Source organism: Polynucleobacter sp. MWH-Braz-FAM2G (genome assembly GCF_018687635.1).
Taxonomy (GTDB): Bacteria; Pseudomonadota; Gammaproteobacteria; order Burkholderiales; family Burkholderiaceae; genus Polynucleobacter.
The window spans coordinates 239,213-264,102 of record NZ_CP061300.1; the positions used below are offsets into that span (position 1 = coordinate 239,213).

General features: G+C 42.3%; 26 protein-coding genes. 21 read left to right on the forward strand and 5 right to left on the reverse strand.

Translation table 11 applies throughout. From position 1 onward, the window contains the following. Positions 1-8 precede the first annotated feature (8 nt). The 6 genes from holA (at position 9) to hemL (ending at position 5,874) form a co-directional block, all read left to right on the forward strand. Positions 9-1,070 carry a DNA polymerase III subunit delta gene (gene holA / locus FD973_RS01265; RefSeq protein WP_215323850.1) on the forward strand — a complete coding sequence of 354 codons (1,062 nt, stop codon included), beginning with the start codon at positions 9-11 and terminating at the stop codon, positions 1,068-1,070. Positions 1,071-1,128: 58 nt separating this feature from the next. Further along, positions 1,129-2,406, forward strand: coding sequence for a glutamate-5-semialdehyde dehydrogenase (locus FD973_RS01270; RefSeq protein ID WP_215323851.1), 1,278 nt, complete (start codon positions 1,129-1,131; stop codon positions 2,404-2,406). Positions 2,407-2,421: 15 nt separating this feature from the next. After that, positions 2,422-2,847, forward strand: a complete 426-nt coding sequence (locus FD973_RS01275; RefSeq protein WP_215323852.1) for a CopD family protein — start codon at positions 2,422-2,424, stop codon at positions 2,845-2,847. A gap of 41 nt (positions 2,848-2,888) precedes the next feature. After that, the gene (locus tag FD973_RS01280) at positions 2,889-4,319 is read left to right on the forward strand and encodes a class I SAM-dependent RNA methyltransferase (RefSeq protein ID WP_215323853.1); all 1,431 of its coding nucleotides are present in this window, start codon (positions 2,889-2,891) and stop codon (positions 4,317-4,319) included. A 69-nt stretch (positions 4,320-4,388) separates the two neighbouring features. Then, positions 4,389-4,559, forward strand: a complete 171-nt coding sequence (locus FD973_RS01285; protein WP_215323854.1) for a rubredoxin — start codon at positions 4,389-4,391, stop codon at positions 4,557-4,559. 13 nt (positions 4,560-4,572) lie between these two features. After that, complete coding sequence (gene hemL / locus FD973_RS01290; RefSeq protein ID WP_215324659.1) at positions 4,573-5,874, forward strand: glutamate-1-semialdehyde 2,1-aminomutase; 1,302 nt, start codon at positions 4,573-4,575, stop codon at positions 5,872-5,874. 11 nt (positions 5,875-5,885) lie between these two features. On the opposite strand, the gene FD973_RS01295 is transcribed toward hemL, so the two are convergent. Beyond that, positions 5,886-6,725 (reverse strand): symmetrical bis(5'-nucleosyl)-tetraphosphatase, encoded by an 840-nt coding sequence (locus tag FD973_RS01295; RefSeq protein ID WP_215323855.1) that lies wholly within the window; start codon positions 6,723-6,725, stop codon positions 5,886-5,888. A 58-nt stretch (positions 6,726-6,783) separates the two neighbouring features. Continuing rightward, positions 6,784-8,256, reverse strand: coding sequence for a deoxyribodipyrimidine photo-lyase (locus tag FD973_RS01300; protein WP_215323856.1), 1,473 nt, complete (start codon positions 8,254-8,256; stop codon positions 6,784-6,786). Positions 8,257-8,475: 219 nt separating this feature from the next. Here FD973_RS01300 and FD973_RS01305 point away from each other — a divergent pair, with 219 nt between their 5' ends. The 8 genes from FD973_RS01305 (at position 8,476) to FD973_RS01340 (ending at position 14,703) form a co-directional block, all read left to right on the forward strand. Continuing rightward, positions 8,476-9,141 carry a YdcF family protein gene (locus FD973_RS01305; protein ID WP_251368798.1) on the forward strand — a complete coding sequence of 222 codons (666 nt, stop codon included), beginning with the start codon at positions 8,476-8,478 and terminating at the stop codon, positions 9,139-9,141. A gap of 81 nt (positions 9,142-9,222) precedes the next feature. Further along, positions 9,223-9,807 carry a YqgE/AlgH family protein gene (locus FD973_RS01310; RefSeq protein WP_215324660.1) on the forward strand — a complete coding sequence of 195 codons (585 nt, stop codon included), beginning with the start codon at positions 9,223-9,225 and terminating at the stop codon, positions 9,805-9,807. Then, the gene (ruvX, locus tag FD973_RS01315; RefSeq protein WP_215323858.1) at positions 9,800-10,213 is read left to right on the forward strand and encodes a Holliday junction resolvase RuvX; all 414 of its coding nucleotides are present in this window, start codon (positions 9,800-9,802) and stop codon (positions 10,211-10,213) included. The genes FD973_RS01310 and ruvX overlap by 8 nt, the downstream gene beginning before the upstream one ends. Before the next feature lie 40 nt (positions 10,214-10,253). Then, positions 10,254-10,757 carry a bifunctional pyr operon transcriptional regulator/uracil phosphoribosyltransferase PyrR gene (pyrR, locus tag FD973_RS01320; protein ID WP_215323859.1) on the forward strand — a complete coding sequence of 168 codons (504 nt, stop codon included), beginning with the start codon at positions 10,254-10,256 and terminating at the stop codon, positions 10,755-10,757. Further along, the gene (locus FD973_RS01325; RefSeq protein ID WP_215323860.1) at positions 10,754-11,713 is read left to right on the forward strand and encodes an aspartate carbamoyltransferase catalytic subunit; all 960 of its coding nucleotides are present in this window, start codon (positions 10,754-10,756) and stop codon (positions 11,711-11,713) included. The genes pyrR and FD973_RS01325 overlap by 4 nt, the downstream gene beginning before the upstream one ends. A 16-nt stretch (positions 11,714-11,729) precedes the next feature. Beyond that, positions 11,730-13,073, forward strand: coding sequence for a glycosyltransferase (locus FD973_RS01330; RefSeq protein ID WP_215323861.1), 1,344 nt, complete (start codon positions 11,730-11,732; stop codon positions 13,071-13,073). Between the two features lie 8 nt (positions 13,074-13,081). After that, positions 13,082-13,984 (forward strand): DUF6492 family protein, encoded by a 903-nt coding sequence (locus FD973_RS01335; RefSeq protein ID WP_215323862.1) that lies wholly within the window; start codon positions 13,082-13,084, stop codon positions 13,982-13,984. Next, positions 13,984-14,703 carry a glycosyltransferase family 25 protein gene (locus tag FD973_RS01340; RefSeq protein WP_215323863.1) on the forward strand — a complete coding sequence of 240 codons (720 nt, stop codon included), beginning with the start codon at positions 13,984-13,986 and terminating at the stop codon, positions 14,701-14,703. The genes FD973_RS01335 and FD973_RS01340 overlap by 1 nt, the downstream gene beginning before the upstream one ends. Positions 14,704-14,720: 17 nt before the next feature. On the opposite strand, the gene FD973_RS01345 is transcribed toward FD973_RS01340, so the two are convergent. Then, entirely contained in the window at positions 14,721-15,779 is a 1,059-nt protein-coding gene (locus FD973_RS01345; protein WP_215323864.1) for a hypothetical protein, read from the reverse strand. A 3-nt stretch (positions 15,780-15,782) separates the two neighbouring features. Next, on the reverse strand, positions 15,783-16,727 hold the full coding sequence (locus FD973_RS01350) for a glycosyltransferase family 10 domain-containing protein (protein ID WP_215323865.1): 945 nt from the start codon (positions 16,725-16,727) through the stop codon (positions 15,783-15,785). Between the two features lie 22 nt (positions 16,728-16,749). Here FD973_RS01350 and FD973_RS01355 point away from each other — a divergent pair, with 22 nt between their 5' ends. Genes FD973_RS01355 through waaC form a run of 7 tightly spaced genes read left to right on the forward strand, consistent with a single transcriptional unit; the run spans position 16,750 to position 23,215 of the window. Beyond that, a complete protein-coding gene (locus FD973_RS01355) occupies positions 16,750-17,517 on the forward strand; it encodes a glycosyltransferase family 2 protein (RefSeq protein WP_215323866.1) in 768 nt (255 codons plus the stop codon). Between the two features lie 17 nt (positions 17,518-17,534). After that, complete coding sequence (locus FD973_RS01360; RefSeq protein ID WP_215323867.1) at positions 17,535-18,536, forward strand: hypothetical protein; 1,002 nt, start codon at positions 17,535-17,537, stop codon at positions 18,534-18,536. A gap of 34 nt (positions 18,537-18,570) precedes the next feature. Next, positions 18,571-19,629, forward strand: coding sequence for a dTDP-glucose 4,6-dehydratase (gene rfbB, locus FD973_RS01365; protein ID WP_215323868.1), 1,059 nt, complete (start codon positions 18,571-18,573; stop codon positions 19,627-19,629). 6 nt (positions 19,630-19,635) lie between these two features. Continuing rightward, the gene (rfbD, locus tag FD973_RS01370; protein ID WP_215323869.1) at positions 19,636-20,589 is read left to right on the forward strand and encodes a dTDP-4-dehydrorhamnose reductase; all 954 of its coding nucleotides are present in this window, start codon (positions 19,636-19,638) and stop codon (positions 20,587-20,589) included. A gap of 14 nt (positions 20,590-20,603) precedes the next feature. Then, positions 20,604-21,533, forward strand: coding sequence for a glucose-1-phosphate thymidylyltransferase RfbA (rfbA, locus tag FD973_RS01375; protein ID WP_215323870.1), 930 nt, complete (start codon positions 20,604-20,606; stop codon positions 21,531-21,533). 2 nt (positions 21,534-21,535) lie between these two features. Continuing rightward, positions 21,536-22,096, forward strand: a complete 561-nt coding sequence (gene rfbC, locus FD973_RS01380; protein WP_215323871.1) for a dTDP-4-dehydrorhamnose 3,5-epimerase — start codon at positions 21,536-21,538, stop codon at positions 22,094-22,096. Between the two features lie 51 nt (positions 22,097-22,147). Continuing rightward, on the forward strand, positions 22,148-23,215 hold the full coding sequence (waaC, locus tag FD973_RS01385) for a lipopolysaccharide heptosyltransferase I (protein WP_215323872.1): 1,068 nt from the start codon (positions 22,148-22,150) through the stop codon (positions 23,213-23,215). Positions 23,216-23,232: 17 nt separating this feature from the next. On the opposite strand, the gene FD973_RS01390 is transcribed toward waaC, so the two are convergent. After that, positions 23,233-24,858 (reverse strand): TolC family protein, encoded by a 1,626-nt coding sequence (locus FD973_RS01390; RefSeq protein WP_215323873.1) that lies wholly within the window; start codon positions 24,856-24,858, stop codon positions 23,233-23,235. Between the last annotated feature and the right edge of the window lie 32 nt (positions 24,859-24,890).

A 24,890-nucleotide genomic window follows, 5' to 3' on the forward strand; every position in this document is an offset into this window, starting at 1 on the left:
GAAAAGGCATGGTTAAAGTAGATGCCTTGCTGGTGCACCTGAAGTCATTAAGTTCTGGCGGGGTGTTGTCGCCGCTTTATATATTTTCTGGCGATGAACCGCTCCTGATGATGGAGGCTATGGATCAATTAAGAGCTGCCGCCAAAAAGCAAAACTTTACTGAACGGGAAGTGTTGTTGCAGGAGCGTGGATTTGATTGGAGTGCTTTGCTAAATTCAGGGCAGACTATGTCTTTGTTTGGAGATAAGCGCTGGGTTGAGTTGCGCATTCCGACAGGTAAGCCTGGTCGTGATGGGGCTGATGCATTAAAGCAGTTTGCCTCACAAATTACCTCTCAAGCAGTTAGTCCGGAGGGTCCAGATACGGTTGTGTGTATGGTGTTGCCTCGGTTGGATGGCAAAACCAAGACATCAGCATGGTTTAGCGCTCTAGATGATGCGGGTATGGCGATTCAGATCGACTCTTTAGACCGCAGCCATTTGCCTCAATGGATCGCTGGCCGTCTAAAGCGACAGAATCAGGAAGTAGAGTCAGGTCCAGAGGGCCAGCGCGCTCTAGAGTTTATTGCTGATCAGGTCGAAGGAAATCTGATCGCCGCTCACCAAGAAATTTTGAAGCTGGGTTTGTTGTACCCCCCTGGAAAATTAACCGAGGAACAGATTCGTACATCGATTCTAAAGGTGGCTCGCTACAACGTCTTTGAGTTAACCGAAGCAATGCTTGCTGGTGACTTAGCTCGTTTAAATCGAATGTTAGATGGCTTAAAGGGCGAAGGCGAACCTTTGGTGCTAATTTTGTGGAGCGTAACCGAGGAGCTTCGGATACTATCTAAATTAAAGGCGGCTAGCGATGCGGGTGAGTCTGTGCAGAATTTAATGCGTGCGAACCGTATTTGGGGGAACAAAGAGCGTTTGTATCCAGCAGCCTTAAGAAGAATTCAGCCACTAAAGTTGCGCAAAGCAATGCAGGTTGCCGCAGGGTTAGATCGTCAGGTGAAAGGGCTGTATGCAGCTGATTTGCCGGCAGACCCTTGGGATGGTTTACGTTTAGTTGGAAATTTATTGCGTTGATGAGAGTGCAATGCAATTAAGCAAACAAGTGAAGTAGAAAGTAATTAGAGAGTTAGAAATGAGTTCATCCATTCAAGAAATGATGCAAGACATTGGTAAGCGAGCGCGTGCCGCTTCGCGCGCAATGGCGCGAGCCTCAAACGAACAAAAGAACCAAGTCTTAATGCATATTGCTGCAGCTGTTCGTCAACAGGCTGGTGAGATTCAGGCGGTCAATCAGGTAGATGTGGAACGAGCTAAAGCTAACGGTCAAGATGCTGCTTTTATCGATCGCCTTACCATGACCCCCAAAACTATTGAAACAATGGCTCTTGGTTTAGAGCAAATTGTTTCATTAGAGGATCCCATTGGGACCATTACTCCATTAAAAAAACAAGCTTCTGGAATTGAGCTTGGTCAAATGCGTGTGCCATTAGGAGTCATTGGTATTATTTATGAGTCTCGTCCAAATGTGACGATTGATGCCGCTGCTCTGTGTCTGAAATCAGGCAATGCGGTAATTTTGCGTGGTGGCTCTGAGGCAATAGATTCCAATACCTTGTTAGCTCAGATTATTCAAGAAGGCTTGGCTGCAGCTGGTTTGCCCAAAGATGCGGTGCAAGTAGTTTCCACAACTGATCGCAGTGCTGTAGGTGAAATGATCACCATGACTCAATACATTGATGTGATTGTTCCTAGAGGTGGCAAGAGCTTAATTGCTCGTTTGATGGCTGAGGCGCGGGTTCCAATGATTAAGCATTTGGATGGTATTTGCCACACTTATATTGATGCTGATGCAGATGTTGCCATGGCTGTGAAAGTCTGCGATAACGCCAAGACACAACGCTATGCTCCCTGTAATGCAATGGAAACATTATTGGTGAACCAAGAGATCGCTCAGCAGGTATTGCCCACTCTATGTAAGATTTATCAAGACAAAGGCGTGGAGTTACGGGTTGATGAAATGACTCGTAAAACTTTAGAGTCGAATGGCTTCAAGAATTTAGTGGATGCCACCGAAGAAGACTGGCAGAGCGAATACTTAGCTCCAATCCTCTCGATTAAGACAGTAGCTAATATTGATGAGGCTATGAATCATATTGAGCAGTATGGCAGTAAACATACTGACGCCATCATTACCAATAATCAGGCACATGCTGCTCGTTTTTTACGTGAGGTTGATAGTGCTAGCGTCATGGTCAATGCAAGCACCCGATTTGCTGATGGTTTTGAATATGGCTTGGGCGCAGAGATTGGTATTTCAAATGACAAATTACATGCACGTGGCCCTGTTGGTCTAGATGGTTTGACCTCTTTGAAATATGTAGTTATGGGTCATGGCGAGATTCGAACCTAAATAAAGACATTTACTATGAGTAACGCCTATCTCTGGGTCAAAACCTTTCACATTGTATTTATTACTTCTTGGTTTGCAGGTTTGTTTTACCTGCCTAGAATTTTTGTGAATCTGGCTGAAGAGAAGAATGAGGAAGCATATTATCGTCTGCTTGGAATGGCTGATCGTCTATTCAGGTTTATGACTATTTTGGCAATTCCAGCGGTCTTGCTGGGATTGACTCTCTGGCTTTATTTTGGCATTGGCGCTGGTGATGTTTGGATGCATGCCAAATTATTTTTTGTGATTTTGATAGTTGGCTACCACCACGCATGTTTCAGCCTGCTCAAGAAGTTTCGTGCCAGAGTAAATGGGCGATCTGGGGTTTGGTTTCGTTGGTTTAATGAATTCCCCGTCATTTTGCTTGTGATTATTGTGGCCTTAGTGCTCTTTAAGCCTTAATTACTCATCTCTACTTTTATTTATATAAGGCTATTAGCCCCATGAGATTTTTTGTTGTTTGTCCCGGCGGTTTGGAGGTGGCCCTTGCTCAAGAGTTGGCAGAGATTGCCGCACGCCCAGAATGTAAGGCTTTGGGAGCATGGGTAATAGATCCCACTCCAACTAGTCCTACTGGCGGCATTGGGTTAGCGGCTCCGATATCTGCAGCGATGGCGCTCAATTTGCATTCTCGTATTGCAAGCCGAGTCTTGCTGCAAATGGCTCAAGCACCATATCGACAAGAGGAAGACTTGTATAAGCTGGCAAGCGGTTTAGCTTGGGAGGAATGGTTTACCTCTAAACAAACCTTACGTGTTGATGTCACTGCACATCGATCACCTTTGAAGAGTTTAAATTTTGCGACCCTTAAAATTAAGGATGCCATAGTTGATCGTTTGCGTGATGTGACTGGCGATCGACCTAGTATTGATACTGCCTTTCCAGATGTACGAGTGCAGGCACATTTGACTGCAACTCAAATAACAATTTATTTGGATACTTCAGGTGAAGCTTTATTTAAGCGTGGTTGGCGCGATGAGAAAGGTGATGCACCCCTAAAAGAAAACTTAGCTGCTGGAATCTTATTCATTACTTCTTGGAAGCCTGGGCAACTCTTGTTTGATCCTATGTGTGGAAGTGGCACTTTTTTAATTGAGGCCGCACAAATGGCTTTGGCTATTCCTCCTGGAGCTATTCGTGCTGGGATATATGGCAATGATGCTAAACCGAGTCGATTAGCCTACCGTCCTTTAGTCACCTCCGTCCATGGTTTTGGGTTTCAAAGACTTAGGCCATTTAACGAGGCTGCTGAGCAAAAGCGTTGGGAGGGTTTAAAAGAAGCGGCCCTCGCTTTGATGCTAGAAAAACGTAAGCAGTTTCCTGGTGCGGATTCTTTGAAAATTTCTGGTGGCGATATTAATGAAAAATTAGTATCGATGTTTAAAGGTAATTGGCAAAGAGCTCAACTGCCCGAATTGCCTATTGTGCGACAAATTGATGCTTTGGCCGCAAAGCCGCCTAGTGATAGTAGTGATGGTGTTATGTTATTAAATCCGCCTTATGGCGAGCGTTTAGTCATCAAGGGTGGGCGTGGTCAGGAGCGAGTAGCACGTTCTGAGAATATGGATGAGCCTGATAATCGTTTTGAGCTAAATTTGGAAACAGGCCGTCAGAGCGCTAAACGTTCTAGTCGTGAATCGTTGAAAAAACTTCAGGCTCAAGAAGAGCAAGATCCCAAATTTATTGAGTTTTTGCGTCAGTTTGGACAGCACCTTAAAGACGATTTTGGTGGGTGGAATATTTTTGTTCTTACTGCAGATATGGCATTACCAGGACAATTACGGATTAAAGAATCTAAGCGCACACCTTTATTTAATGGTCCTCTTGAGTGTCGTTTATTTAAGTTTGAAATGCATTCAAGGCGTTCTGCTTAATAAAGATATAAATAAAACCTTAAAATAAATAATGAACTTAAAGAAGCGAAAGATTAACGGAGCAAGGTGATGGAATTTAAAACATATATGTGTTTGATTTGTGGCTGGGTGTATGACGAAGCTGCTGGTTTGCCTGATGAGGGTATTACGCCTGGAACTCTGTGGCAGGATGTGCCGATGAATTGGACTTGTCCAGAGTGTGGCGCGCGTAAAGAAGATTTTGAAATGATGGCGATTTAATTTGGAAGCAATGATGGCTAAGGTAGATCAAAACGAAGTTTTATTCAGTCGTGCGCAAAAGACGATTCCTGGGGGTGTGAACTCCCCAGTGCGTGCATTTCGTCAAGTCGGCGGAATTCCCCGTTTTGTCTCTAAAGCTAAAGGCCCTTATTTTTGGGATGCTAATGATCAGCGTTATATTGATTTGATTATGTCTTGGGGTCCCATGATTGTGGGGCATGCCAACCCTGAAGTGGTGGCAGCGGTTCAGCAAGCTGCAGAAACCAGTTTTAGTTATGGCGCACCTACTGAAGGTGAAATTGAGTTAGCCGAACGTATTTGTGCGTTGATGCCAAGTGTTGAGCAAGTGCGTATGGTTTCTAGTGGAACCGAAGCAACGATGAGTGCTTTGCGTCTTGCACGCGGTCATACTGGACGTGACTTAATTATTAAATTTGAGGGGTGTTATCACGGTCATGCCGACAGCCTTTTGGTTAAAGCTGGTTCTGGCCTTCTGACGTTTGCTGACTCTACCCAAAATGCACCTTCTTCAGGTGGCGTTCCGCAAGATTTAGTAAAGCACACTTTAGTTTTGCCTTATAACGATGCGGCTGCCATTGAGGAGGTTTTTCAAAAGCAGGGCGATCAGATTGCTGCAGTGATCTTGGAGCCCATTGCGGGCAATATGAATTTAATTAAGCCTTCGAAAGAATTCCTGATAACAATTCGTAATCTGACAAGTAAATATGGCAGCGTTTTAATCTATGACGAAGTGATGACTGGGTTTAGAGTTGCCTTAGGGGGTGCTCAATCTTTACAAGGTATTACCCCGGATCTCACTTGTCTAGGAAAGGTGATGGGGGGTGGAATGCCAATGGCCGCCTTTGGGGGTAAGAAAGAAATCATGTCTAAGTTAGCTCCATTAGGTAATGTTTATCAGGCCGGTACTTTGTCTGGCAATCCAGTAGCAGTAGCTGCTGGATTGAAGACTCTTGAGATTATTTCTCGTGAAGGTTTTTATGAATGCTTAACCGGTCAAACTGAAAAGTTAATGGCTGGTTTAAAGCAAGCTGCAGATACGGCGGGCATACCTTTTGCTGTAGATAGCGTTGGGGGGATGTTTGGATTTTACTTTGCAGATCAAGTGCCCACCTCTTACGAGGCAGTTACTAAAACAAATATTGAGGCCTTCAAGAAATTCTTTCACCTCATGTTGGATGAGGGTGTGTATTTCGCACCTTCCGCATATGAGGCTGGATTTACCTCAATCGCTCATGACAATACAGTTATTGATGCTATTGTGGTTGCCGCTCAAAATGCATTTAAAAAGCTTTAAATAGTTTTTGCTTACATACGAAGTGGGTGATCATAGCCACTCACTTGAATAAGCTCAAGACGTTTCGAATCTTTATTTGTGCTTGATATCTCAATTGCACTTAACTTGCCACCCCAAACGCAGCCAGTATCTAAGCCCACTACATTATGTTGGCGCAATAAGCCTAATGTAGACCAGTGCCCAAAATAAGTCAGGGTGTCCTTAGTTTTTCTGGTGGGGACTTTAAACCATGGAATATATCCTTTGGGACCTTGTTCAAGACCCTCTTTGCTATCAAACTCCATATGTCCAGTTGGAGTGCAAAAACGCATTCTGGTTAAGGCATTTGTGATTACTCGTAATCGCTCATTACCTTTGAGTGAGTTTTTCCACTGGTTTGGAGTATTGCCATACATGTTTGCAAGAAAATCTTTATAAGACTTTCTGCGCAATGTTTTTTCGACTTCTTGAGCGCACTCAATAGTTTGCTGTAAGTCCCATTGAGGTAGAACGCCAGCATGGACAGCTAATACATTGCCATTACTTAGTGCTAATGGTCGATTCCGTACCCACTGAATCAGTTCTTTGCGATCAGGTGCAGTAAGTATTGGTTCAATCGTATCAAGGCTTTTCGTTTTCCGAAGACCGGCATCTATTGCAAGAAGGTGTAGATCATGATTGCCGAGAATGCATTCAGCGCGACCCGCTTCTTGTAGGGATTTAAGCTGACGTAACGCGCCAAGAGAATCGGGGCCGCGATTGACCAAATCTCCTAAAAAAATCAACTTTGATTTTTTGGGAATCTTTTTAAGGAGGGCTTTGAGTGAAGGGGCACATCCTTGCACATCCCCAACGGCATAGATCTTACTCATACCCTATATTAAATCGAATCTGTAAATACTTATTGGTTTTGTTGAAAACAAGCACGCATTAAGAAATCTTCTTTACTACGCTATAGCGTATCAAGGTGTTTTTACGGGCTTCGTCATGATCCACCACGGGGAATGGGTAGTCTCGACCTAGGGTTATGCCAGCTGACTCCAATTCAATATGCCCCGCCTTCCAGGGTGCATGAATCGATTTTTTAGATAGCTTTTCAAGTTGGGGTAAGTAGCGCCGAATGAATTTTCCTTCGGGGTCAAATTTTTCTGATTGAGTAATAGGATTAAAGATGCGGAAATAGGGTTGTGCATCGCATCCCGATGAAGATGCCCATTGCCACCCACCATTATTGGAGGAGAATTCAAAATCGTTTAGATGTTCAGCAAAATAAGCCTCGCCCCAACGCCAATCTATGCCAAGATCTTTGGTTAGGAAGCTAGCTACTACCATGCGCAAGCGGTTATGCATATAACCACTTTGGTTGAGTTGATGCATGGCTGCATCAACCAGCGGATAGCCAGTTTGCCCTTTGCACCAAGCGTTAAATAATTTTTTGGCATGAGCACCAGACTCCCAAGCAATATTGTCATATTCAGGTTTAAATGATGCGCCGGAGGCTAAGCGTGGATGATTGGCTAAAATCATAAAATAAAAATCTCGCCAAATCAGCTCGCTTAACCAAATGGTTGCACCCATACTGCCCGCCAGCATACGTCGGTGTGCCTCTCGTACCAAACCTCTAATGGATAGCATGCCAAATCGTAGGTGAGTAGAGAGATAGCTAACTCCTTTTATAGCGGGAAAGTCTCTGCCTATTTGGTATTGATCAATCCGCGAGAGAAAATCTTCTAAGAAGATTTGACCACCATTCGAACCAGGTGGGAGATAGCTCTCTATGCCGGTGGCACAAAAGCCCATGGACTCAAGAGATGGCAATTCATGATTGAGCTTTTTGGGAATAGAAGCTATTTGTCCTGGCTTAGGCTTGCATTCATATGCTGCTAAATCTTTTTCCTGCAGTGTCTTTAGCCAATTATTCTTGTATGGGGTGAAGATAGAAAAGACTGTGCCTGAGTTAGTGAGAATTTCCTTCTTTTCAAAAATAACTTGATCTTTAAAGTCTTTAAATTGAATGCCTGATTTTTCTAGTACGGCCTTCACTGCAAGATCTCGCTCTATTGCCGAGGGTTCGTAGTCATGATTGACATACACAGCTTCAACACCAAGTTCATTGGCAATCTCTGGAATACACTCGGCAGGCTTTCCGAAGCGAACAATGAGACCCCCGCCTTGCTTTTGGAGTTCCTCATCTAGTTGTTTTAAGCCCTGCCAAATAAAGTCCACTCGACGGTCATGTTTCAAGCCATTGGCATCCAGCTCACCCTTCAGCAGTGGTTTAAGAATGTCGGTGTCAAAGATAAAGGCAAGCCAGACTTGCTTGCTTTCTTTAAGGGCGTGGTGAAGGGCGGCATGGTCATAAAAACGAAGATCACGGCGGAGCCAAACAAGAGCTTTTTCCATAGCCCCTATATTAGGGCTTATTGAAGAGAAATGCAGGAGCAGACTAGGAATATAGGGTTAAGATCTTAAGAAAATATGGATACGATCTTTTTTGTTTTGTCGAAAGTAGTGCAATTTTGCATAGAGCCCCTGAATTGGGTGCCTATCTTCATTCTTATTGCTTTACTCTTTTTGTCTCTTCGGAAAATGCATCTTTGCAAGAGGTTTTTAGTATTAGCATTGGTTGATATTGTCTTAGTTGGATGGTTGCCCGCATCTGAAATTTTTCTGCAAGCCCTTGAAGGGGCTATTTCTAAAACGGCTCTTTTAAAAATTTCCGAGGATGATCTTGGCGGTATCATTATTTTGGGGGGTGCTATCGAGGGCGGAGAGATTGCTATAGATCGTGGTGAGATTTCTATCTATTCATCAGCAGAACGAGTTACAAAAGCCTTTGAACTGATTCGAAAGTACCCAAATCTTCCGTTTGTATTTAGCGGATACTCAGGACGCATTGCCCCTAAGGGGTTATCTGAAGCCGATAGTTTTAAGCAGTTGATTCAAGAGCAGGGCTTGAGCGAGGCAATGGCGCATTATGAAGATCGGTCTCGCAATACTTATGAAAACGCCCTCTTTATGAAGCCAATGATTCAAGAGTTTGGACTCAGAACAGACTCGGGACAACTAAAACCATGGTTATTGATCACATCCGCTAGTCATATGTATCGCTCAACTAAGGTTTTTCAAAGACTGGGATTAGATGTGCTGCCTATGCCAGTGGATTATCAAACCGCCCATCATCTTCGCTGGGGAAAGTTTGATTTGGTAGATGGAGCCCAAAACTGGAACATCTTGGCCCATGAAATAGTTGGTCTTTTTGCTTATTGGATTACTGGAAAAATCTAGATATTCGGTAAAATAAGTCCCATGACCTCGGCTAAAAAAGCACCTTCTGCTACAGAACCAGATTCTGTGCGAGAGTCATCTATTTCCTTATCTGCTGATCATCTTGCCAATCAGTTTTTGATAGCAATGCCTGGGATGGTCGACCCCAATTTTGCTGGATCTCTTATCTATCTTTTTGAACATACCGAAAGAGGGGCAATGGGTTTAGTAGTTAATAGGCCCACTGAAGTTGATTTAGAGACGCTTTTTGAAAAGATTGAGTTGAAATTAGAAATTGCTCCTTTATTGAAGCAGCCAGTATATTTTGGGGGCCCCGTTCAAATTGAGCGCGGTTTTGTTTTGCATGAAACTGAGCCTGGCACCTCTTATAGTTCTTCTTTGATTATTCCAGGCGGCCTTACGATGACTACCTCTAAAGATGTTCTCGAAGCCGTTTCGACAGGAAATGGCCCGAAACATTTTTTGATGACTCTGGGTTATGCGGGTTGGGGCGCTGGTCAACTGGAAGAAGAAATTACATTAAATGGCTGGATGAATGTGCCACTTGCCCGCGAGCAAATGAGCGACATTATTTTTAAAACGCCATCCAGCCAGCGCTATGAAAAAGCAATAAGTCATCTTGGTTTTGATTTGTCTGATTTATCTGGTGAGGCTGGTCATGCATAAGCCATCTACGATGATGGCATTTGATTATGGGACTCGCAGAGTAGGTGTGGCAGTAGGAAATTCAATCTCCAAGCGGGGGCAAGCCATAAAGACAATTGCTGCGCCTAGTAGTGATGTTTTATTTAAAGAAATTGACTGCCTCCTTAAAGAATGGCAGCCAGATCAATTGGTAGTTGGGCGTCCTGTTCATCCTGATGGCGCATCTCATGAGATGACTGCCAAGGCGGTTCGCTTTGGCAACCAGCTTCATGGACGCTTTCATTTGCCTGTGCATTGGGTGGATGAGCGCTATACCTCTGTTGTTTTAGAAGGGAATGCGGATGTGCGTGACAATCTAGATGCGCATTCTGCAGTGATCATTCTGGAACAATTTTTTGCAGAACAAAATATTCAATCTTCAAATTAATTTACTAAAAAATAAATCTCATTAGAGTCCGGACTAGAGAATGAATGCAGAACAGTTGTATGGAAAGTTATTAGAAAATCTTCAACGGAGATTGCAAAAAAGTTCTTTTGAGCTTGCCGGTCTTGCCATGGGAGGTGCTTGGATAGCTGAGCGTTTGGCTCATGATCTGAAGCTGCCGCATTTTGGAGTTATCAATGTAGCCTTTCATCGAGATGATTACGCCGAGAAAGGCATGACTGCCTTGCGTACTGCCAGCACAATGACGACACATTTGCCTTATGAGGTTGCTGGCGCAAGCATCATTTTGATTGACGATGTTCTCTTTACTGGGCGAACAGTTCGAGCAGCGCTAAATGAGCTATTTGATTTCGGTCGGCCAGCGCAAGTGGAGTTAATGGTTTTGGCTGATAGAGGAAATCGTGAACTACCTATTTCAGCTAATTTTGTGGGTGAGCAGGTAGAGGTTTCAGAGAATCAGATTCTTGTTTTAGAGAGAGATGCTGCTGGCAATTTCAGCTTTCAGTTAGAGGAGCGTGCGCAATGAATCAGCCAGTAAACCAATTTAATTCTGCTGGAGAGCTAACTCATCTTCTAACTCTTGAAGGACTTCCAAAGGAGCAAATTCTTCATATTTTGGATACAGCTCAACAATTTGTGAGTGTGACGGATCCTTCTCGTGAAGTGAAGAAAGTGCCTTTATTGCGAGGTAAAAGTGTGTTTAATCTCTTCTTTGAAAACTCCACCAGAACAAGAACTACCTTTGAGATTGCTGCTAAGCGTCTTTCAGCTGATGTAATTAATTTGGATATTTCTACCTCATCTACCGCCAAAGGTGAAAGTCTGTTAGATACGATTGATAACTTGGTAGCTATGCAGGCAGACATCTTTGTTGTTCGTCATAGCGTTTCAAGAGCGCCCATTGAAATTGCAAGCCATGTGCCTGCACATGTGCACGTAGTGAACGCTGGTGACGGAAGTCATCAACATCCGACCCAAGGTTTGCTGGATATGTATACCATGCGACACTTTAAGAAAAATTTTAAAGGCTTAAAAGTGGCGATCATTGGCGATATTGTTCATAGTCGCGTTGCGAAATCTAATATTCATGCTCTCACAACTTTGGGGTGCGAAGATATTCGGGCTATTGGCCCAGAGAGTTTGCTACCAAGTGATTTGGATATGCTGGGTGTGAAAGTTTTTCACAGCATGGAAGAGGGCTTAAAGGATGTTGATGTGGTTATGACTTTACGTATTCAAAAAGAGCGCATGGAGGCCGGTCAAGTGCCCGAGGGAGAGGCCTTTTTTAGGCAATATGGTTTAACCCCTAATCGCTTAGCATTGGCAAACTCAGACGCGATTGTGATGCACCCTGGTCCCATGAATCGAGGAATTGAGATAGATTCAACTGTAGCCGATGGTCCGCAATCGGTGATTTTGAATCAAGTGACTTTTGGAATTGCTGTCCGAATGGCGGTGATGTCAATAGTAGCTGGTAACTAATTCAATACCTTAGACTATGTCGATAAATAAATTAACTAAGAACCGATGGTTAATTTTGTCGCATGGATTTAATATGGATGGGCGCGCTTCAAGCCAGACTATTACCGATAAGATTCCGTATTTACTTAAAGCTGGCATTAAGCCAACCGTCTTTAGTGCAATCACTGGAATAAAAGATACCCGTTTCCCACACTCTCAATATTTAGCTTGGGGTCCTGCGGCATTTCGTTTTGATTTTCGTCACTGGATTGCTAATAAATATGGACGTGGTTTTATCTATAAACTACTTACTCGTTCGGTCTCCATTTTATTGGCGCCGATAATCGGACTTGAGAAACTTATTTTGGGTTATTCCAGTCAGTGGTCCTGGTCTATGCCAGCCTTTATTCATGGCTACAAATTGGTTCGTTCTGGCAAGGTTGACTTGGTGTACTCCACCGGTGGGGCTTGGTCTGCACATTTAGCGGGTTTATGGTTAAAAAAAATGACGGGAATTCCATGGATAGTAGAAATTCATGATCCTTTAGTCATTCGAAAAAGTCCTGTGGACGAAGGATCAGAAAGGCCCAAGCAACGAGATGCTCGCTTTAGGCATTATTTAGAAGGGCAAATTATTCGCTACGCAGACTTTGTGTGGTGGTTTACTGATGGCGCGGTCCATTTTGCTAAGGCGCGAAACCCAAATCTAAATACTCCAGGTAATGCGCATGGTTTCATGGTGCTCCCTGGAGCGGAACCGCCAGGTGGATTAAGGGCTGCCAAAAAACATCTTTATTCGGACACATTGAATCTTTCTCATTCTGGTTCTCTAGCTAACGACCGTTCTCTCTCCACTATTTTGACTGCATTACAGGCTTTATTTAAGAAGCACCCAGATGCTCGGCAAAAAATTCGAGTACATGCATATGGTGCGGCACTAGATTCATTAACAGTTGACGCTATTGCGAAGTTGGGATGTCAAGATGTATTAATTGCCCATGGTCGTCTTGAGGTGGATCCTGTTAGTGGTAAGTCTGGGCGCGAAAGAGTAGTTGAAAAGATGCAAGATGCGGATGTATTAATTTTGTTGCATGGAAATGATGAATGGTGTGCAGAATATATTCCCTCTAAGTTCTACGAATACCTTTGGACAGGGCGCCCGATTTGGGCTATTACTCATCGTAATTCGCAGTTGGATCAAATGCTATCAGAGAGAGGTGGGTATTTGAGTCATGAGGGCGATAAAATTGGCATTGAAATGGCTCTTGAAAGAATATGGTTAGACTGGCAGGAACGCAAGCTCATTGAGCCTAAATGGCTTCCTCTTGGTGTTGACCAAGCGGTAGAGCGAATTCTGTCCGAAATTCAATATAAAAGCTAGGAAGCCCATTGAAAGATTTCGTTCTCTATTGCAAGTCCTATCGAAATGACTTTCTACGCCTCAAAAGATTGTTGATTTCTATCGAACAATTTAATGCAGATCGATTGCCGTTTTACATTTCTACGCCCGCTGCAGATAAGGGATTATTAATTGAAACCCTGGGAAACCAATTGAATTATCAATGGGTGGCTGATGAAGAAATTGTAGATGCCAATCCACGAGCATCTTTGGAGAAATATCAGGCTATGTCTGGTGGCTTATCCCAGGCAATTATTAAGTCTGAGTTTTGGCGTCTCGGTATAGCAGCGAATTATCTTTGTTTAGATTCAGACTGTGTATTTATCCGACCTTTTTATCTCTCGGATTTTATGAATCGTGAAGGTGTCTTATTTACAGTGCTTCATCAAAATAAAGAATTCTTTCAGCTCGCTCGTAATCGTCGCGAATCAAAGGTTGAGAGCAACTTGCGCGCTGAAGCACAACGCGTTCAGAAACTATTTGATAGATCGGGCCCTGAATTTTATTGCGCTCCCGCTCCATTTATATGGTCCGCAAAGGTTTGGGAGTCACTTGATCGTGAATATTTGCAACCCAAGGGGATTTCACTTTGGGATCTAGTGACGCCTGATTTCCCTGAAACCTTGATTTATGGGGAGGCTTTACTTAAATACCGGGCTATCCCGCTAATTGCGATTGAGCCTTTATTTAGGGTGTATCACTACGATTGGCAATACTATGTCCTTAAGCGTATCGGTGAATCTGAGGAGACGCTTAAAGCTAACTATCTAGGTGTTCTTTATCAGTCAAATTGGGAATCGAATTTGAATTCTGGAGATAGTCAGAAATCATTGCCTTCACTTCTTTTAAAACGCATGAAAAGATTTTTACGTTACTTGCAGAGTTATATCTAATGTCAGATATCCAAGTCTTAGTTATTTCTTTAGCGGGCTCGTATGCTCGCCAGCAAAAGGTGAGTGCGGAACTAAGTAGAACAAGTTTCCAATGGCGTTTTTTAGATGCTATACGAGGTTCTACGTTAAAGACAATACCCGATGAATATAAGCCTAAAAAAGTAAAGAATTTGTTAGGATTTGAGTTAACGCCCAATGAGCTTGGTTGTTTCTTGTCCCATAAAAAAGCTTGGCAGCAGTGTGTCGATAAAAATGTTCCAACAATTATTTTCGAAGATGACTTTTATTTGTTGCCCCATTTTGAAAGAGCTATTTATTTTTTACAAAATGAATGCAACGCTTGGGAAGCAGTCAGACTTCAGGGATTGAATGAGGTTCCTCAAAAGCTAATATTTAGTAATGGTGACATTTCCCTAGTCAGAAACATAGGTGATGCTGTTGGCGCTACTGCCTATATTTTGAAGCCTAGTGCTGCTCAAACATTGATTAATGCAGCTAGCGATATTTATGAGCCTCTCGACCATTTTTTGGAGCACCATCAAAAACACCATTTGGAATTTTTGGCAATTAATCCTTATCCAGTCGGGATTACTGGGGTAGAAACTACTATTGCAGATCGCCCAGGAAGATTACCAATTAAGGGTTGGGTTAAAACTAAACGCTCAATACTGAGGGCGCTTGATCGTCAATTCTCTAAAAATCCTTGGTTTCCAAAGTAGACAAGACTTAAATTCCTTCACTGGTAAAGTTTTTTTCTTAAATTACGTATTTTTCTATCAAGGCGGTATTTCTGGATCATTAGGCGATCAAACGATGAAATTTGGATGTCACTCAGATTTTTTCCTTGAATAAAAACATCATTAAATTGGCGCATGATGACTTTTGGTGAAAAATTCAATGAATAGGCATCCCAGTTTTTTTGATGCTGAATTTCACGGCTAAAGTTTTCTAGTATTTTGATTAGTTCTTTTTTCCCATTATAGAGAATTGCTTTATCACCCAAGATCTCAATGTGACTGCGCTGAGGTGATAATGCATAGGTGATAACTGGCTTACCCTTGATTGAAAACTCCCCACAGGCAAGACCAAAGCTTTCACCTATTCCACGTGCATGCAGCATACCATCGCAGGTATTAATAAAATGCACTTTGTAATAAAGATCGGAGTTTCCTGGCAAGAAAATAAGCCTCTCATGCTCAGAGAAGGGATTCATATTCATAAATAGGAAGTAGAGATCCTTGCGCTTCTGTACAGCAGTAATCACTGCATCTTTGGCAAAGGCAATGTTAAAGCTATCGGATCCCCCATACCAGCCTATTACAGTTGCCGTTTCTGGTATACCTAATTCTGAACGAAGGTTGCCATCTACCTCTGGTAATTCAATCATATGTGGCACAAAGGGAATTTTGTTGTTCGAGTATTCCTTTGCAAGCCATTGGGAGACAAAAGCATATTTATCCCCATGAAATTCTTCGGGTTTAGTGGGGAATACTGCATGAATCAAGGTTGGCGAACTCTCGCAAATAGCGTCATCTCGCTCACCTGATTTGATGAAGTAAGTTAGATCAATTTTTTCTCGCTCAATAAGTCGATTTAGTTCTAGCTGACCATCATATGGAAATAATTTAAATTGCTTCTCAAACTTTTCTAAAACGGATTGGTTAATTAAGTTATTTTTTCGATAAAAGACGATTGATTCATTTCCCAACAATTGTTGGTTGTGATGTGCATAGTCGTATAGGGCTATCTCTGTGCCGCGGAGAGAAAGTCCATTGGTATGAAAGCCAAGTTTCATTTTTTAACTTGATGCTTCTTCTAGTATGCGCTTCACAAAATCTCGAAATGGTAAGATGCTTGGGGCTTTGAGAAGCAATGCCTGAGAGGCATAGTTCTCCAAGAGAAGTGGGGTAGCAATAATTTCTTCAAGCGGTTTGTAATTGCACCAGGTCATTGGCGCAAGATTAATAAATGCATCAGGATTAAAGTCGACCTTTACATTTTCATCTGCCCAAGTAATAGGTAAGCAATCAGCAAAAAAAGCTTCCGGAATTTTTTCGGTGTAATACCCTGGATACATTCCATTTTCTGGACAGAGGTTAAATCCAAATTCATGAAGTAGTTCACGTTTTAAAAAACCACTGCGATGATGATTTTCGATCTTTTTGTCAAAATAAGCACCAAACCCACTAACAGGCATTACCTTCTGAACGGCTTCAAATAATGTTTTGCGAGGCTCACGAAGATGTGAGCTTAAAAATGCAGCAGCGCGCGGTTTTTTTAGAAAATCTGTTCCAAGTGGCTGCATAAGGCGCTTGATATTCAGTAATTCGCCATAACGAGGATTCTGATTACCAACAATTCCTTCGTTTGACCAATCAATCATCTCCATCCAGTAAGGCAGACGGAAATGATTGGGCGACCCTATATTTAAATCAAATGAAATGCTGTAATCGGCAGGAACAGAGTCATGACGGAGATTTTCTGCGCTATGGAAAACCCTGAGCGGAGAGTTTTTTCTAGAAGAGGTCAAGCTTAGGGCTGCGTTTATAGTCGGACGTAATGGCCTAGGACACCATTTTAACTTTTTGGCATCCACCTTAATAAACGGACCCAGAATTAATAAATCGGCTTGATTTGGTTTAACCCAATTTAGCTGATATCCAAGGGTTTGAGCGATAATTGGAAATAAGCCCTGTGAATAGTCGCTTGGACATCCAGAAGTTGAAATTCGTATGCTTCTCATCCCTTAATACTAATTTATTTTTATGTCTGTGCATCCTGCTCCCTATTCGGTAGTCATTACCACCTTTGATAAGCGTTTTGATGCCCATTTGGTCCCTTTATTGGCTCAAATCAAGTCTCAGCGCCCAAATCTTGAAGTGATTGCTGTTATTAATGGACCAGCGAAGGCAGATTTTGATGAAGTTTATCGAGAAAATATTTTGTCTTATTTAGCTCGCTTCCCGAAGGTATTTCCAACCATGTTTCCTTCGTTTCAATCTCTCGCAAAATTATGGAATCGGGGAGCTTTAACATCTAGTCACGAGCGCATTTTAATTTTGAATGATGATTTGGATTTAAGGGCTGAAAATGGAATCTGCTTCTTTGATTGTCTTGAAACCGCAATGAGTGCTCAGCAAGGCACTTTTAAAATTAATGGAAGCTTTTCTCACTTCATATTAGATAAGCGTGAGCTGATAGAGGTTGGATTCTTTGACGAGCGCTTATTGGGGCTTGGCGAAGAAGATGGAGATTTTTATTGGCGCTTTTACAAAAAATATAAAAAAGAGATTCCCAGCGTTGAAATTGCATTGATTGATAATATCCAGTCGGACTTAGCGGATGAGGGTTATACAAAAGGCATTCGCACAGCATCCAAATTTAATCGAGAATTCATTCAGCAAGAAAAATATAAGACCGCTTTATTGGGCGGCTATCGAGGTATGTTTGACAAGAGAGTCAATCAGATCCTTGAGGATGAAAAGCAGTACCCATATGAAACTTTTTATCTTGAAAACAAAAAAAAGATCTGAGTAGGTAAAAGTCTGTAATGCGTCTTCTTTTTTTCTTTCTTAAATTTATTATTTCTTTTAGGAACTTATTTTCTGAGAAAAGTTATCAAGTTTTTCTCATTAATCAGAAAGCTATATTTATTTATCGTAGTAACCCAGAGATAGTAGTGCGAGATTATTATTTTTATGTTCAAGGATTGCTTCTTGATTCTTTAGTGGCTCTTAACAGCAAATGCTTAGTTTTTTTTGAATGTCCAGGGTTAAAGTTATTGAAAATATGTTTACCTTTTTATGAGATTTATTTGCAGATAGAGCACACATTATTGGATCCAAAAGCAACCAAAGAATTCAAAACTTTGCCTGGAAAGCTTTCAACTGGTGATGGTAGTGAAAATTATCTTGTCCGCATTGCTGAATTTGAAAAGCTTAACCAAGCTAGTCTGGTGATTGACTATAGTCGGGTGAACTTATTCAATATTGCATCGTCAGAATTATTAAAGAACTTTCGACTGAAGTCGTTTTGCATCAGCCCAAGTCTTTATCCGATTGATACCAAAACTAGTGGACGGTCGGGAGTCATAACTTTGTTCGGAAATCCAGAAATTCCCAGACGAAAATTATTCTTAGAGGCATTAAACAATGCGCAGATTGAATTCAAAAATGTTCGTGGAATGTATTTTGGTGTTGAAGAAGTCTACCGAAAGGCCAAGATTATTGTTAATGTTCGTCAAACCGACATTTTTTATACGCTAGAGGAGTTGCGTGTATTGCCAGCTCTACGATCTGGGGCGATAGTAATTAGCGAGGTAGCGCCGTATATCAAAAAAACTGCGTATTCAAAATTTATAATATTTGGCACTATTGAAGAGTTACCAGGTTTAATTAAGGAAGTAGAGCAAAACTACCAGGTAGTGCACCAGCGTATTTTTGGTGATGGCTCTGAGAATTCTCATTTTATGAAAAGGATGAGAAGAATTGAAAAGTGTAATGTCCTATCAATGCAGAGAGCGGTTAACTACCTGAATAGCTCTGCAAGATAATTTGCACTGCAAACCAGTAAATAATGGAGTTGAAATGATTTTAGTAACAGGTGGCGCAGGTTTTATTGGTGGCAATTTCGTGTTGGATTGGCTTTCAAATCCAACAGCCGAAGGAATCATCAATCTTGATAAGCTCACTTACGCTGGTAATCTAAGCACCTTAGACTCTTTAAAAAATGATCGTCGTCATATTTTTGTGCATGGCGACATCGGTGATAAAGAGCTAGTTTCAGAGTTATTACAGGAGCATCAACCTCGTGCGATTATTAATTTTGCCGCTGAGAGCCATGTGGACCGCTCAATTCATGGGCCTGCTGAATTCGTGGCCACCAATATAGTTGGCACCTTTAATTTGCTGGAATGCGCCCGTGAGTATTGGAATACTTTGGATGAAGAAGCAAAAAAAACGTTTCGTTTTCACCATGTTTCAACCGATGAGGTTTATGGATCACTTTCTCTGACTGATCCTGCATTTACGGAAACAAATCCTTATGAGCCTAATAGCCCCTATTCAGCCTCTAAGGCGGCTTCGGATCATTTAGTACGCGCGTGGTTCCATACCTATGGCTTTCCAGTGGTGACGACCAATTGTTCTAATAACTATGGCCCTTACCACTTTCCAGAAAAGCTTATTCCACTAGTAATTTTGAATGCACTTAATGGCAAGCCTTTGCCAATTTATGGTGATGGCCAGCAAATTCGAGATTGGTTATATGTAGGCGATCATTGTTCAGCAATTCGTGAGGTGCTTTCACGGGGTAAATTGGGTGAGACCTACAACATTGGTGGTTGGAATGAAAAGGCGAACATCGATGTTGTCAAAACGATTTGCAAAATATTAGATGAGCTAAAGCCTCGCTCTGATGGCCAATCGTATGCAAAGCAAATTACCTTTGTCAAAGATCGTCCTGGGCATGATCGTCGCTACGCAATTGATGCTAGCAAAATTGAGCGTGAGCTTGGCTGGCGCCCAGCTGAAACATTTGATACTGGTATACGTAAAACAGTCCAGTGGTATTTAGATAATCCTGTGTGGATAGAGGGTGTAGTAAGCGGCTCTTATCGTGACTGGATGCAAAAGCAATACAACTGATTACTTATGAATATTCTGGTATTGGGGAAGGATGGCCAATTAGGAAAAGCTTTTAAAAGCCTTTTTAATTCTTTGGCTATTCCTAAAGAAGTTAGTATTGAGTACGTTGGTCGGGCTGAGTGTGATCTCGGTAATGCTAGTGAACTAGAATTTTTATTGGTAAATAAAAATCCAAATTTAATTATTAACGCTTCTGCCTATACTGCAGTTGATAAAGCGGAATCTGAAACAGATTTAGCATTTGCAGTTAATGCCAAAGCACCTGAGCTGATGGCTCAGTATGCGGCTCAGAATGATGCCACTTTGTTGCATTTCTCGACAGATTATGTTTTTGATGGCAATAAATCTGGTTTTTATCTCGAGGATGATCAGCGCAATCCTTTGGGTGTTTATGGGAAGAGTAAGGCGGCAGGGGAGGTGGCAATTGAGAAAACTTTTGCAAATTCTCAGCGTGGCCAGTTTGCCATTCTGAGAACGAGTTGGGTTTATGGAAATGGCGGCAATTTCATTCGAACTATTTTGCGGTTGGCAAAAGAGCGTGAGGAGTTGAAAATTATTCATGATCAGCATGGAGTTCCGACGAGTGCTGATTGGCTCGCACAAGTTAGTTTGGATTTGGTGTTGGATTATCAATTCAATTTGAGGCGGTTTTCATCGGGCATATATCACGCTGTTCCTGCTGGCGAGACCACATGGTATGAATTAGCTACATTAGTGGTTCAAGTAGCCAAGAATGCGGGAATTGAGCTTAGGGTCAAGGCGGGTTCCATAAAACCCATTTTGGCTATTGATTACCCCTTGCCAGCTCCTAGACCCATGAATTCTCGGTTAGATCGTTCCAAACTCAGCAAAGCACTAGAGCTACAAGGGGATATGTCAAAATTAGACTCATTTAACAAGCCATGGATGACCGCAGTAGAGGGTTATGTTCAATCATTAGCAAATAACGGACTTATTTAAAAAGGTTTAAAAGAATGGCGGGTAATCGTAAAGGAATTATTTTGGCTGGGGGGTCGGGGACTCGTCTCTACCCCGTTACTCAAGCGGTGTCTAAGCAGTTAATGCCGGTTTATGACAAGCCAATGGTTTACTACCCACTTACTACCTTAATGTTGGCAGGCATTCGAGATATCTTATTAATTTCCACTCCTCATGACACGCCTCGATTTGCAGAGCTTCTAGGAGATGGTTCTCAATGGGGTCTTAATATTGAGTATTGTGTCCAGCCCTCGCCAGATGGGTTAGCACAGGCATTTACTTTAGGCAAAAAATTTGTTGGCAATCATCCTAGTGCTTTAGTGCTGGGAGATAATATTTTTTATGGTCACGAATTGGTAGATCAGCTAAATAATGCCGACGCTAGGCAGCTTGGAGCAACTGTCTTTGCATATCACGTTAACGATCCAGAACGCTATGGTGTAGTAGAGTTTGATCAGAGTTATAAAGCACTTTCAATTGAAGAGAAGCCTGCAAAACCGCGTAGTAGTTATGCAGTTACTGGTTTATATTTTTACGACAACCAAGTCTGCGATATTGCTGCGTCGATTAAACCCAGCGCTCGCGGGGAGTTAGAAATTACCGATGTTAATCGTATCTATCTTGAGAAAAATGAGCTGAGTGTCGAGATTATGGGCCGAGGATTTGCATGGTTAGATACTGGTACGCATGATTCTTTGCTGGATGCAGCAGGTTTTATTGCAACTCTTCAAAAGCGTCAGGGCCTGATGGTAGCCTGCCCCGAAGAAATTGCTTATCGTCAAGGATGGATTAGTGCTGAGACTGTTGAAAAAGTAGCTTCGCAATTAAGCAAGAATAGCTATGGCCAATATCTCAGCAAGATTCTTGACGAATTAAATACCTCAACCCAGCATACTGTGCCCTCAATGAAAAGACCTGGGATTTAAGTATGACTCAAAAATTAACAATTCTCCCGACGGCTATACATGATGTATTTATCATAGAGCCAAAAGTATTTGGGGATGAACGAGGGTGGTTTACTGAGTCATTTAATGCCAAAGATTTCAGAGAGGCTACTGGATTAGATGTTGAGTTTGTGCAAGACAACCATTCTTTTTCTCGTCAATGGACATTACGCGGGTTACATTACCAATTAGAAAAAACGCAAGGTAAGTTGGTGCGGGTAGTTGTCGGTAGTGTTTTTGATGTGGTGGTGGATATTCGTAAAAACTCTCCAAGCTATGGCAAGTCGGCGGGAGTCGAATTAAGCGCAGAAAATCATAAACAAATGTGGATACCAGCCCAATTAGCTCATGGTTTTCTAGTGTTATCTGAGACTGCAGAATTTCTTTATAAGACCACCGATTACTACCATCCTCAAAGCGAGGTCTGTCTTGCTTGGAATGATCCTGCTGTGGGGATCAAGTGGCCCTTACCGCCAGGCATAGAGCCCAATATGAATGCCAAGGATTCCGTAGGTTTGTCATGGGACGATGCGCCTAAATTCTGAACGTAGTCCGAACTTCATTCTGATGCCCAAAAAACATAAGATAATGCTCCTATGAGCAATGTATCTGCCAACGTATTGAAAAAGGTTTCCCAAAACCCCAAAATTCTATTGGTGAAGTTATCCTCATTGGGTGATGTGTTGCATAACTTGCCCATTGTGTGGGATTTGCGCGCGCGTCTTCCTAATGCTCAAATTGATTGGGTGGTGGAAGAAGGGTATGTCAATTTACTAACGCCACTACTCAGTAATAAGGACTTTAAAGGTATTGATCACATCATCCCATTTGGTTTGCGTCGCTGGAAAAAGAGCCTGTTTAAATTGTCATCATGGAAAGAATTTTTTTCTTTTAAACATCAGCTCCAAGAAACGTCATACGACATCATTATTGAAACTCAAGGACTTTTAAAGTCCGCATTAGTTTGTGCGCTTGCGAAAAAATCATCGCATGCAGTCATTGCTGGGCTGGCAAATAAAACCGAATTTTCTGGATATGAACCGATTGCAAGATACTTTTATAACCAGTCTGTTCTGGTGCCTAATCAATGTCATGCAGTCGATCGCTCGCGTTGGGTGTTGTGCTCCGCATTGGATTGGTCGCTGATTGATCATGCAAGTACCCCGCAGTTCTACTCTGAGGGTTTTATTGATGCTTTAAATGGTGGATCGGGGATAGTTTCTCGGGAATGGAGGCGACCCTATATTCTCTGCTTTCATTCAACTGCCAGAGAAGCAAAGCGTTGGCCCAATGAGAGCTGGATTGCCTTAGGTAAAGAATTGGCTAGCAAAGGCTATCAAATAGTCTTGCCATGGGGTAACAATTTGGAAAGGTCGGTCAGTACTCTGATTGCTGATCACATTCCAAATGCTATTGTTCCAGAGGCTTTTACTGTTGAAGATGCATTTTCGATTATCAAAAACGCTGCTTTAACGATCGGGGTCGATACGGGTTTAACGCATCTGGCTGCAGTAATCAACCAGCCAACTATTGAAATTTATTGCGACTCACCTTTGTGGAAAACCGAGGGTTATTGGTCTGACAAGATTCGCAATTTAGGTGATATGCAAAAACCGCCTACAGTAGCTCAAGTTTTGCAAGCAGCCAAAGACTTACTATCCTAGTTTTTCTTCGCCTGAAGTTAGCGTAGTAAAGCATTGATTGAAATTAAGTCTTCATCTGTCAAAGCAGCAGCATGTGCTTTTAACTTTATAGCATTCAAAATAGTGTTGTAGCGCGCTTGTTGCAATAAGGAGCGCGTATTTATTAGTGAATCTAAGGCAATTAATACATCTATATTAATCAAGGTGCCTACTTGAAATCCTAGCTTGCTTGATTCCAGTGCGGATGCTGAAGAGCGTTCGGCAGCTTCATACGCTTTAACACTAGCTAAGCCACCATAAAATCCTGTGAATGCTGCACGAGTATTTTGAGCTGCGGTACGACGATAGTTGTCGTAATTTGCTTTAGCTGCATCGACTAATGCTGCATTTTGGCGAATCAAAGAGCTGTTGTATCCGCCAGAAATTAAAGGGATCGTCATCTGTAAGGCAAGTGTATTGTTGTACACATTGGTGTTCGATGGCGTGTAATTATTGGGCGTACCATTTGAAGTGTTGTATCCAGAAGTTCCCACTAAATTAATCGTAGGGTAATTTAGAGCTTGTGCGCCACGATAAGTGCTCTCTGCAAGGCTAACCGAAAGTTGTCCCGCTAAAACATTAAAGTTTGCTGATTCTGCTTGATTAATCCAATCATCCAAAGTTTGTCCTGGTGGTAGGCTTGGATTAACGCTATCTGCTATCGGATAGCCTTTGGCGTCTTTGGGTTTGCTACGAGGATCTTTTAGAACGCCTTCAATTTTGGCATCCTTAACGAGAGGTTTTAATGCGCCCACTGGGCGTCCCACGATTTGCTCTAGGGCACCGCGCTTCACAATCAGATCTGCTTGAGCTGCAATCTCTTGGGAATTGGCTAGGTCTAGGGCTGCTTGCGCAGTATTGACGTCCACGATCGTTGCTAAGCCAGCGTCAAATTTGGCTTGTGCGGCTTCTAATTGCTGCTTAATTAAGTCCTTCTTATTTTTAAATAGCGCTACGTTATCTTGGCTAGTTAAAGCATCAAAATAAGCTTGTGATACACGCAGAATTAGGTCTTGTTGCGCTGAGAAAAAACGCATATCAGCTAGTTTGGTGTTGAGGTCACCTTGTTTAAAAAGCTCTAGCGCACCAATATTAAAAACGGGTTGCGTTAAGGTAACTGTATAACTTTTCTGGTCAAAGACCCGAGAGTTTCCAGAATTATTTGATACTACTGTGCTGCCAGTGCCATGTTGGTAGTAACGAGTTCCTCCAGGCGTGGCATTTGCTTGAGGCATTAAAAGAGAAAATCCTTGCCAGTACAGCTCTTTACTGGCTTGATAATTAAAACGGGCAGCGGTTAAAACTGGATCGCTAAAGGCCGCTTCTTGATACAACTGAATTAAATCGTTTAATTGTCCTTTGGATTCATCAGTCTTATTACCCATTAAATTTGAAGGGGCAGTCACTGCGGGTACTGCGGGTTTCGTTGGTAATGGTGCAATCTGTGGCGGCTGCTCTAGTCCAATGAGGGTTGAGGTGCTCATTGGGGTAGGTAAAGCGGACCTGCTTACGCCATTAGGGCTCTGTGCCACTACATCGAAGGACCATGTGCTAAGCCCAAGCCCTTGACTAAGGATCAAACCAAATACGGTAAGTCTAGAAAGCCTAGAGCGGGTTGGTCTCATGTAATTCAGATACTTTTTAATGTGCCATGCAG

Bases quoted from the DNA above. Each gene is read 5' to 3' on its own strand.
- holA (WP_215323850.1), top strand. From the start codon at position 9: ATGGTTAAAGTAGATGCCTTGCTGGTGCACCTGAAGTCATTAAGTTCT.
- FD973_RS01270 (WP_215323851.1), top strand. From the start codon at position 1,129: ATGAGTTCATCCATTCAAGAAATGATGCAAGACATTGGTAAGCGAGCG.
- FD973_RS01275 (WP_215323852.1), top strand. From the start codon at position 2,422: ATGAGTAACGCCTATCTCTGGGTCAAAACCTTTCACATTGTATTTATT.
- FD973_RS01280 (WP_215323853.1), top strand. From the start codon at position 2,889: ATGAGATTTTTTGTTGTTTGTCCCGGCGGTTTGGAGGTGGCCCTTGCT.
- FD973_RS01285 (WP_215323854.1), top strand. From the start codon at position 4,389: ATGGAATTTAAAACATATATGTGTTTGATTTGTGGCTGGGTGTATGAC.
- hemL (WP_215324659.1), top strand. From the start codon at position 4,573: ATGGCTAAGGTAGATCAAAACGAAGTTTTATTCAGTCGTGCGCAAAAG.
- FD973_RS01295 (WP_215323855.1), bottom strand. From the start codon at position 6,725: ATGAGTAAGATCTATGCCGTTGGGGATGTGCAAGGATGTGCCCCTTCA.
- FD973_RS01300 (WP_215323856.1), bottom strand. From the start codon at position 8,256: ATGGAAAAAGCTCTTGTTTGGCTCCGCCGTGATCTTCGTTTTTATGAC.
- ruvX (WP_215323858.1), top strand. From the start codon at position 9,800: ATGCATAAGCCATCTACGATGATGGCATTTGATTATGGGACTCGCAGA.
- pyrR (WP_215323859.1), top strand. From the start codon at position 10,254: ATGAATGCAGAACAGTTGTATGGAAAGTTATTAGAAAATCTTCAACGG.
- FD973_RS01325 (WP_215323860.1), top strand. From the start codon at position 10,754: ATGAATCAGCCAGTAAACCAATTTAATTCTGCTGGAGAGCTAACTCAT.
- FD973_RS01330 (WP_215323861.1), top strand. From the start codon at position 11,730: ATGTCGATAAATAAATTAACTAAGAACCGATGGTTAATTTTGTCGCAT.
- FD973_RS01340 (WP_215323863.1), top strand. From the start codon at position 13,984: ATGTCAGATATCCAAGTCTTAGTTATTTCTTTAGCGGGCTCGTATGCT.
- FD973_RS01345 (WP_215323864.1), bottom strand. From the start codon at position 15,779: ATGAAACTTGGCTTTCATACCAATGGACTTTCTCTCCGCGGCACAGAG.
- FD973_RS01350 (WP_215323865.1), bottom strand. From the start codon at position 16,727: ATGAGAAGCATACGAATTTCAACTTCTGGATGTCCAAGCGACTATTCA.
- FD973_RS01355 (WP_215323866.1), top strand. From the start codon at position 16,750: ATGTCTGTGCATCCTGCTCCCTATTCGGTAGTCATTACCACCTTTGAT.
- FD973_RS01360 (WP_215323867.1), top strand. From the start codon at position 17,535: ATGCGTCTTCTTTTTTTCTTTCTTAAATTTATTATTTCTTTTAGGAAC.
- rfbB (WP_215323868.1), top strand. From the start codon at position 18,571: ATGATTTTAGTAACAGGTGGCGCAGGTTTTATTGGTGGCAATTTCGTG.
- rfbD (WP_215323869.1), top strand. From the start codon at position 19,636: ATGAATATTCTGGTATTGGGGAAGGATGGCCAATTAGGAAAAGCTTTT.
- rfbA (WP_215323870.1), top strand. From the start codon at position 20,604: ATGGCGGGTAATCGTAAAGGAATTATTTTGGCTGGGGGGTCGGGGACT.
- rfbC (WP_215323871.1), top strand. From the start codon at position 21,536: ATGACTCAAAAATTAACAATTCTCCCGACGGCTATACATGATGTATTT.
- waaC (WP_215323872.1), top strand. From the start codon at position 22,148: ATGAGCAATGTATCTGCCAACGTATTGAAAAAGGTTTCCCAAAACCCC.
- FD973_RS01390 (WP_215323873.1), bottom strand. From the start codon at position 24,858: ATGAGACCAACCCGCTCTAGGCTTTCTAGACTTACCGTATTTGGTTTG.